Source organism: Clostridium sp. OM05-6BH (genome assembly GCF_003481635.1).
GTDB lineage: Bacteria > Bacillota > Clostridia > Lachnospirales > Lachnospiraceae > Butyribacter.
On record NZ_QULH01000035.1, the window covers coordinates 1 to 8,262 of the forward strand.

Below are 8,262 nucleotides of genomic sequence, written 5' to 3' on the forward strand. Positions count from 1 at the left end.
AACCGGGACATCTCAGACACTCCTTCAGGCATGTATTCATCAGAGACCTAACAAAATAAGAAATTACGTACAAACACTGCGCTCTACGGCAATTGTCTTAGTTTCTTGATGGCAGAATAATTTACGTTATTGGCTGCAAATTAGTTATTGTCTTACTGACATAATAAGCAATATGTGACTAGATGGCAGCTTCGGATGTGCGAAGTTCGAAATAGTTATAGTTAATCTCCTATTAAAATATTACGCATACAGATTATTCTCTCTTCATGTATATGGAAGTTCCTGCTTAGATAGAACTTCTAGAGGCGCGAAGTTCGGATTACATACATTTTACATAAATTTTAGGTGTGGCAGATTTCAGACTTTACATTGGCACAGTATCCTATTAACCGTAAACAAAATTTAGCCGCACATCTGAAAGAAGCAGATGGAAAACACGGTTAAGAGTGACCGTGTGGAGGGAAGAGAAAAGGAGATTATTAAAATGAGAGCAAAGAAATTATTAGCAGTAGGATTGAGTGTATTATGTGTAGCAAGCTTGGTGACAGGCTGTGGCAGCAAAAAGGGTGACAAAGCAGCAGGCGGATCCAAACCGATTTCTGTTGTAACAAGAGAAGATGGTTCCGGTACCAGAGGCGCTTTCATCGAGCTGTTCGGTATTGAACAGGAAGAGGGTGGCAAGAAAGTAGATAAGACCACAGCAAGTGCTTCCGTATCACAGAGTACAGAGGTTATGATGACAACAGTAGCCGGAGATGAATATGCGATCGGTTATACATCACTTGGTGCATTAAACGATAAGGTAAAGGCATTGAAAGTTGATGGCGTGGAAGCAACAGCAGAGAACGTAAAAAGCGGTACATACAAGATTTCCCGTCCTTTCAACATTGCTACCAAAAAAGATGTCAGCGAAGCAGCACAGGATTTCATCAATTACATCATGAGTGCTGATGGACAGAAAGTAGTAGAAGACAATGGTTACATCGCAGTTTCCGAAAATGCAGCATTCAAAAGCAATGGTGCGAAAGGTAAGATCGTCGTTGCCGGTTCTTCTTCAGTAACACCGGTTATGGAAAAATTAGCAGAGGCATATCAGAAAGTAAACACAGGTGCACAGGTGGAAGTTCAGCAGAGTGATTCTACAACAGGTATGACTTCTGCAGCAGAGGGAACTTGTGATATCGGTATGGCATCCCGTGACTTGAAGGACAGTGAGACACAGGCAGGTCTTACTCCAACCGCAATCGCATTAGATGGTGTCGCAGTAATCGTAAATAACAAAAATTCCTTAGAGGATATTTCCTCCGATGCCGTTAAGAACATTTACACAGGTACAACAACAGACTGGGCAGATGTGAAATAAGGAATCCTGACAGGTATACCTGCACATAGATAATGTGTGCAGGCAGCCGACCACAGACTTGTGGGCTGGGAAAGGAATGAGGATTGATATGACACTACAAAAAGTAAAAGAAAAAGGGATGGAGTTTGTCTTTATGCTCTGTGCCTGTGTCTCGATACTGGCAGTTGCATTGATCTGTATCTTCCTGTTTGCAAATGGTGTTCCCGCTATGGCAAAGATTGGCTTCGGCAAATTTTTGCTGGGGCGCACCTGGCAGGCAGGAAATGGTCTGTTTGGAATCTTTCCAATGATCATCGGAAGTATCTATGTTACAGCAGGAGCGATCATTGTCGGTGTCCCAATTGGAATTTTGGCAGCAGTATTTTTGGCAAGGTTTTGCCCTAAACCGTTATACCGCATTATGAAACCGGGCGTGGAGCTGTTAGCAGGTATTCCGTCTGTTGTATACGGTTTCTTCGGATTGATGATCATCGTACCGTGGGTGCGTGACACGTTTCGTCCTTACTATGGTGGTAACGGACTCAGCTTGTTTTCCGCGGCTTTGCTGCTCGGAATCATGATCCTGCCAACGATCATCAGTATATCGGAATCAGCGATCCGTGCCGTACCGGATAAATATTATCAAGGTGCATTGGCACTTGGTGCTACACATGAAAGAAGCGTATTTCGAACAGTGGTACCAGCCGCAAAATCCGGTATCATGGCAGGTATTGTACTAGGAATCGGGCGTGCCTTTGGCGAGACAATGGCTGTCATTATGATTGCCGGCAATCAGGCATGGATACCAGACAACATGTTTCAGGGAATCCGAACTTTGACCGCCAATATCGTTATGGAAATGGGATATGCGCAGGATCTGCATCGTGAAGCATTGATCGCAACGGGTGTTGTACTCTTTGTATTTATCCTGATCATCAATACACTTTTTTCCATATTAAAGAGAAGGGAGGCAAAATAACCTATGGAACAGGCAATTAATGTACAAAGTCTGGCGCAAAAACGCCGCACTTACTTTAAGCATCCGGGTTCACTCATTGTCTTTTTACTCACTTGGCTGGCAGCACTGTTGACAATGGGGGTACTTGTCTTCCTGATCGGATATATTTTGATCAAAGGTGTCCAATTTTTGACACCGGACTTATTCAAACTGGAATATAATTCTGACAATGTATCAATGCTTCCGGCGTTGATCAATACACTGCTTATGACAATGTTAGCCTTGTTGATCGCCGGACCGCTTGGCATCTTTGCAGCAATCTATATGGTTGAATATGCCAAAAAAGGCAACAAAGTTGTCGGTGTCGTTCGGGTGACGGCAGAAACATTATCCGGTATTCCATCTATTGTGTATGGATTGTTTGGTGCATTGTTTTTCGTCACATTTTTGCATTTGCGGTTATCTTTGATCTCCGGTGCACTTACCGTGGCAATCATGGTTCTGCCGACAATTCTGAGAACGACAGAGGAAGCGTTGATCGCAGTGCCGGCCAGTTTCCGAGAGGGAAGCTTTGGACTGGGAGCCGGCAAGCTTCGTACCGTATTTCGGATCGTATTACCATCTGCGGTACCGGGCATTCTTTCCGGTGTAATTCTTGCAACCGGACGAATCGTCGGAGAAACGGCAGCGCTGATCTATACAGCAGGAACAACCGCAAAACTGCCCAAAAACCTGTTATCTTCTACGAGAACCTTATCGGTGCATATGTATATGCTGTCGGGCGAAGGATTTCACACAGATCAGGCATTTGCAACCGCTGTAATATTGCTGATATTGGTTATCGTGATCAACTTGATCTCGAACCTGCTTGCAAGCAGATTAACAGCTAAAGGTATTCAGAAATAAAGTAAGAAGCAGGTTAGCAGCCAAAGGCATTCAGAAATAAAACAAGAAAGGTATGGTTATTATGGATACAACCTATACAAATGTGGTGGATGCATCGACATCCCAGATAGCATCAGATACCAAGTTTCACGTTGCAGGACTGGACTTGTATTATGATAAATTTCACGCATTAAAAGATATCAATATTGATATTCCGGAAAAGCAGATCACAGCGTTTATCGGACCATCCGGTTGTGGTAAATCCACATTCTTAAAATCGCTCAACCGTATGAATGATCTTGTAGAAGGCTGTCGGATCACCGGCGAAGTAAAGCTTGGCGAGCAAGATATTTACGGAGACATTGACATCAATCATCTGCGCAAACGTGTGGGAATGGTTTTTCAGAATCCAAATCCATTTCCGATGAGTATATATGACAACATCGCGTATGGACCGCGCACGCATGGCATTCATTCTAAACAGAAATTAGATGTTATTGTCGAAAAGTCTCTCAGACAGGCAGCGATTTGGGATGAATTGAAAGATCGTCTCAAAAAGTCAGCACTTGGTTTGTCGGGTGGACAGCAGCAGCGTTTATGTATTGCACGCGCACTTGCTGTAGAACCGGAGGTTATCTTAATGGATGAGCCGACATCGGCACTTGATCCGATTTCAACATCCCGTATTGAGGATTTGGCGATCGAGCTCAAAAAAGACTATACGATCATTATGGTCACACATAATATGCAGCAGGCAACTCGTATCTCGGACCGAACAGCATTTTTCCTGTTGGGAGAAATGGTTGAGTATGGAGCAACGGATAAATTGTTTTCTGTACCACAGGACAAACGCACGGAAGATTATATCACAGGAAGATTTGGATAGGGGGAAGCGAAGGTATGCGAAATCGATTTGATAATCAGTTGGAAAAACTTAATAATGAATTGATCGAGATGGGCAGCATGATCGAGCAGGCGATCGAAAAGGCAATTAGTGCATTAGTGAATAGCGATGTTGAACTTGCTAAAACTGTCATTGAAGGCGATGAAGATATTGATCATCAGGAACGACGTGTTGAAAGTTTGTGTATGAAATTGTTATTACAGCAGCAACCTGTTGCCAAGGATTTCCGCCTTATTTCGTCTGCCCTCAAAATGATCACAGATATGGAACGTATTGGCGATCATGCGGCAGATATTTCAGAAATGACCGTCTGGATACATGGTGAAAATTATGTCACCCATCTTAATCTGCTCGAAGAAATGGCAAAAGCAGTCACCGTTATGCTTGTTGGAAGTATTGACGCTTTTGTATGCAAAAATCTCAAACAGGCAGAAGAAGTCATTGCAAAAGATGATATTGTAGATGACCTTTTCCTCAAAGTAAAGGAAGAAGTTATCCAGATGCTGCGTGAGTCTGATGGCTCCGGTGAGGAGGCAGCGGACTTATTGCTTATTGCTAAATATTTTGAACGCATTGGCGACCATGCAACCAATATTTCTGAATGGGTCATCTACTCCATCACCGGAAAACATGTATCCTAAAGGCTGGGAATAGGCTGCCGGGGTAGAGAAAAAGTCCCGTCATAGGCAGAGAAGTTAGCCGTTGTAGGAGGAACAAAAAAAGTTGTAGAAAGTACACTCAGCAGAAGTGGAATAAATGGAATGATAGCAAGCAAAGTTCAGCCAAGCACGGTAAATCAAATTGTTGCTGTTGCGTGTAGCGCGTTGATCTTGGCATATAATATTGCAAAGAGTTTAAATCAATGCAGCTTGCGAGATCAACAGGTGAAGAAGCTTGAAAGGGCAGCTGTTCATGCAATGAGAGAACAACGAGAGAAATTTATAAAACTTGTTCAGGATGAGAATTTGAAGTGGGATAAAACGGTGCAACAGGGGTTTGATCAAATGCTAATATGTGCATGTAAAGAGACATTTGACCTGAGTGGAGTAACAGAAGGTTTGGATAATGTGCTGGGTTTGTTTGGCAAAGAAGCTACTTTTCATAATATATCAGAGTATGAGAACCAGCTAGATCAGACTATTGTGTTGAATTTTTAGAAGGAAGCTATGATATTGTTAATATCATTAAATTATAGGTGTACCACCGCCTGGTAATGGAAAGGAGATTTTATGGTAGAACGAAACAACTTGAATCCGGTAACAAATCCAGAGAAAGTATTAAGAACTGTAGTACCTGGAGTAAAAGCAAAGGATTACAAAGTAAATTACTATTTCCTTTACAATCTGACAATCAATCCTAGCGCAGTCTCACTGCATTCAAATGGTATTGCATAGCACGTTTCAGCGGAGACAGGGAAAAGCCGGACCACTCCCAGATATCTTCAGTTTCATAATTTTTTACCCAAACGGTGCGGTGTTTAGTCAATCCTCGCATAAAGAAGCTGACATGAAGGTGGAACTTGCCGTCCGGTGATTCGATGTCTGTGTATCCAAAGATTTTACCGCGGATGGCGCGTTCAACTTTATCGATCTCATAGCGCTCGGCGTTTTGTAAACAGGTCTGATTGATAATTTCTGCAAGATTACCTACGGATACTTTATGCGTAGAGATATTGCTTCCGGTTACTGCGTTTAAAAGGCTGTCTGATAGACTCATAATTCCCTCTATTTCTACATGTGTTCATATTTCACATGTACGTGTTCATGTGTGCAAGTTGCTCATTCAAACTTCGCACATCCAAAGCTGCCATTTAGTCACATATTGTTTATTATGTTGATGATTTAATTATATTTTGCAGCCACCATATTGTGGGTTCCACCATAAAGAAACTATAGCAAAGCGATGTAACTCAGATTTTCAATTTGTTGCACAGGTTAGGTGCTAAGATCCATCAATGTCAGATCCAACAATATAAAAAATAACTCCCATCGAGCTTTGTGTCGAAATAAGAGATACATAGCTCTTTTTTTGTATAGGAAAATGTGGTATAATGATTCCGAAATCCAGATGCTTCGCATCTGTCGCGCATTGCGCTTTACGATTTTGCCGTTCACAAATTCTGCGCAAGTGAGCAAGCTCCCTTGTGTTGTGAATTTGTGATATAATAACTCTAATTAATTTAATACCGCTGAAGATGAACGGGAATAATACTAGGGAGGGTGTTCATTATGAAAAAGCAATCAAAGCATCATATTCATTCATTAACAGTAAGGATCACTGCGATAGCAATAATTCCACTATGCATTTTGGCATGTATTCTGACCATTATAGGGATTGGAAGTATTCGATCAGGCATTCAAGATGAGGTGGAATTAACATTGCAGGCATCGACGATGGGAGTGCAGGGAATGTTAGATGCGCTGAATGACAGTCCGCTAACATTAGATGGGGAGAAGCTCTACAAGGGCGAGCAGCAGATCACGGAGCAGATGTTGGAAAATATGGTGAAGGGAACCGATCTGGATGTCACGATATTCTATGACAAGACCAGACGTGCGACTACATTGAAAGATGCTAAGACCGGACAATTTGTTTTGGGGACAGATGCAGCGCAGGAGGTATATGACCGGGTAGTATTACAGGGCAAAACCTTTACTTCTTATGATATGGTCATTAATGATGAGGCGTATTATGTATATTACATGCCGTTAAAGGATCAGGGAGGAAGTACGATCGGCATGTTGTTTGCCGGCGCTCCGGCTTCAGATGTTAATTCTTTCATTGCTGTCAAGACTGGTACTTTGGTTGGTGTGGCAATAGTGATCGGAATTCTTGCATTTATAGCAGTAATTATTTGTGTGTTAGCTATTCGAAATGGTCTGAATGACGCCAATGGTGCGCTGGGACAGCTGGCATGCGGTAATTTGAATGTTCAAATGAGCAAACGTTTACTGAAGCGTAAGGACGAGCTTGGCAGCATGGCGAAGAGCCTTCAGCTTTTACAGAATGAACTTCGTGATATTATAGAAAAGATACAATCTGCATCTAATGATGTATTGACAGCGGGAGTGCAGCTGGGTGATATGTCAGCGCAGACGAGCGAAAACGCTTCGGAGATCGGCAGTGCCGTCGATGACATTGCAAGTGGTGCTGTTGCACAGGCAGAGGAGATTGAGACTGCTACGCTTCGGATGAATACATTAGGCGAATTGATCGATGAAATGACAGAAAATGTGAAGCAGCTTGCGGTGACTTCTGATAAGATGGATCAAAGCCGTGAGCGTGCTGAAAAGATTATTATAGAATTATCAGAGTCAAACGTTGATACGGTAGATGCGGCGAGCAGAATGAATCGACAGATACATATCACAAACGATGCGGCAGTTCGCATCCAAAAGGCAATTCAGATCATCACTTCCATTGCGGATGAAACTAATCTGTTGTCCTTGAATGCATCTATTGAAGCGGCAAGGGCCGGCGAGCAGGGCAAAGGTTTTGCAGTAGTGGCTAATCAGATTCAGACATTGGCAGAGCAGTCGGGTGAATCTGCCAAAGAGATTGAGGAAATCACAGCGGAACTTTTGCAGGAATCTACACAAGCAGTTAGTATTATGGAAGAAATGCAGAACATTGTGGGAGAAGAGGCAGAGAAACTGGAAGAAACTAAGCAGCAGTTTATGAATGTCAGCGAGGGTGTCACAGAGACGAGAAATGAGACGCAGAATATGCGACAAAAGACGAAAGAGTGTGCAGGTGTTCGTCAGGAGATGATGGATGTTATATCAAACCTGTCAGCGGTTTCCGAAGAGAATGCGGCATCGACACAGGAAACGACAGCATCTATGCAGGTGCTGAATGATACGATCGCAACACAGGCGGATTCTGCAGGCAACTTAAGCAATTTGTCTAAGAGTATGGATCAACAATTAAAGTTCTTTGAACTGTAAAAAGACAGGATTGCCTCCAAACCCCATAAATACTGGGTCTTGGAGGCTTTTTTGTTGTCCGGTCAAAAAAAGTCGAAAAAAATTGAAAAAAGTTGTTGACAAGTTGGAATCAAAATGATAATATATCATTCGTTGGCGCATTACGGAGCGGACAGCAACCGAGAGCGGCAATACATAATAGAAACTTGATAACTGAATAGTAAAACAACCCTGAAAATTCTAAATA

General features: G+C 42.6%; 8 protein-coding genes. 7 read left to right on the forward strand and 1 reads right to left on the reverse strand.

Annotated elements, in window-relative coordinates:
• Positions 1-484: 484 nt before the first annotated feature.
• The 6 genes from DXB73_RS14135 (at position 485) to DXB73_RS14160 (ending at position 5,246) form a co-directional block, all read left to right on the forward strand.
• Positions 485-1,363: a substrate-binding domain-containing protein gene (locus DXB73_RS14135; RefSeq protein ID WP_022024268.1), complete on the forward strand. Its 879-nt coding sequence runs from the start codon at positions 485-487 to the stop codon at positions 1,361-1,363.
• 88 nt (positions 1,364-1,451) lie between these two features.
• Positions 1,452-2,321 carry a phosphate ABC transporter permease subunit PstC gene (gene pstC, locus DXB73_RS14140; RefSeq protein ID WP_022024269.1) on the forward strand — a complete coding sequence of 290 codons (870 nt, stop codon included), beginning with the start codon at positions 1,452-1,454 and terminating at the stop codon, positions 2,319-2,321.
• A 3-nt stretch (positions 2,322-2,324) separates the two neighbouring features.
• Positions 2,325-3,206 (forward strand): phosphate ABC transporter permease PstA, encoded by an 882-nt coding sequence (gene pstA / locus DXB73_RS14145; protein WP_118691554.1) that lies wholly within the window; start codon positions 2,325-2,327, stop codon positions 3,204-3,206.
• Between the two features lie 61 nt (positions 3,207-3,267).
• Entirely contained in the window at positions 3,268-4,071 is an 804-nt protein-coding gene (gene pstB / locus DXB73_RS14150) for a phosphate ABC transporter ATP-binding protein PstB (protein ID WP_022024271.1), read from the forward strand.
• Between the two features lie 14 nt (positions 4,072-4,085).
• The gene (phoU, locus tag DXB73_RS14155; protein WP_118691555.1) at positions 4,086-4,730 is read left to right on the forward strand and encodes a phosphate signaling complex protein PhoU; all 645 of its coding nucleotides are present in this window, start codon (positions 4,086-4,088) and stop codon (positions 4,728-4,730) included.
• A 120-nt stretch (positions 4,731-4,850) separates the two neighbouring features.
• Positions 4,851-5,246: a hypothetical protein gene (locus DXB73_RS14160; RefSeq protein WP_118691556.1), complete on the forward strand. Its 396-nt coding sequence runs from the start codon at positions 4,851-4,853 to the stop codon at positions 5,244-5,246.
• 199 nt (positions 5,247-5,445) lie between these two features.
• On the opposite strand, the gene DXB73_RS14165 is transcribed toward DXB73_RS14160, so the two are convergent.
• Positions 5,446-5,805, reverse strand: a complete 360-nt coding sequence (locus DXB73_RS14165) for a hypothetical protein (RefSeq protein ID WP_118691557.1) — start codon at positions 5,803-5,805, stop codon at positions 5,446-5,448.
• A 512-nt stretch (positions 5,806-6,317) separates the two neighbouring features.
• Here DXB73_RS14165 and DXB73_RS14170 point away from each other — a divergent pair.
• Positions 6,318-8,036, forward strand: coding sequence for a methyl-accepting chemotaxis protein (locus tag DXB73_RS14170; RefSeq protein WP_118691558.1), 1,719 nt, complete (start codon positions 6,318-6,320; stop codon positions 8,034-8,036).
• Positions 8,037-8,262: the final 226 nt, after the last annotated feature.

Coding starts and splice junctions, on each gene's coding strand:
- DXB73_RS14135 (WP_022024268.1), top strand. CDS start 485: ATGAGAGCAAAGAAATTATTAGCAGTAGGATTGAGTGTATTATGTGTA.
- pstC (WP_022024269.1), top strand. CDS start 1,452: ATGACACTACAAAAAGTAAAAGAAAAAGGGATGGAGTTTGTCTTTATG.
- pstA (WP_118691554.1), top strand. CDS start 2,325: ATGGAACAGGCAATTAATGTACAAAGTCTGGCGCAAAAACGCCGCACT.
- pstB (WP_022024271.1), top strand. CDS start 3,268: ATGGATACAACCTATACAAATGTGGTGGATGCATCGACATCCCAGATA.
- phoU (WP_118691555.1), top strand. CDS start 4,086: ATGCGAAATCGATTTGATAATCAGTTGGAAAAACTTAATAATGAATTG.
- DXB73_RS14160 (WP_118691556.1), top strand. CDS start 4,851: ATGATAGCAAGCAAAGTTCAGCCAAGCACGGTAAATCAAATTGTTGCT.
- DXB73_RS14165 (WP_118691557.1), bottom strand. CDS start 5,805: ATGAGTCTATCAGACAGCCTTTTAAACGCAGTAACCGGAAGCAATATC.
- DXB73_RS14170 (WP_118691558.1), top strand. CDS start 6,318: ATGAAAAAGCAATCAAAGCATCATATTCATTCATTAACAGTAAGGATC.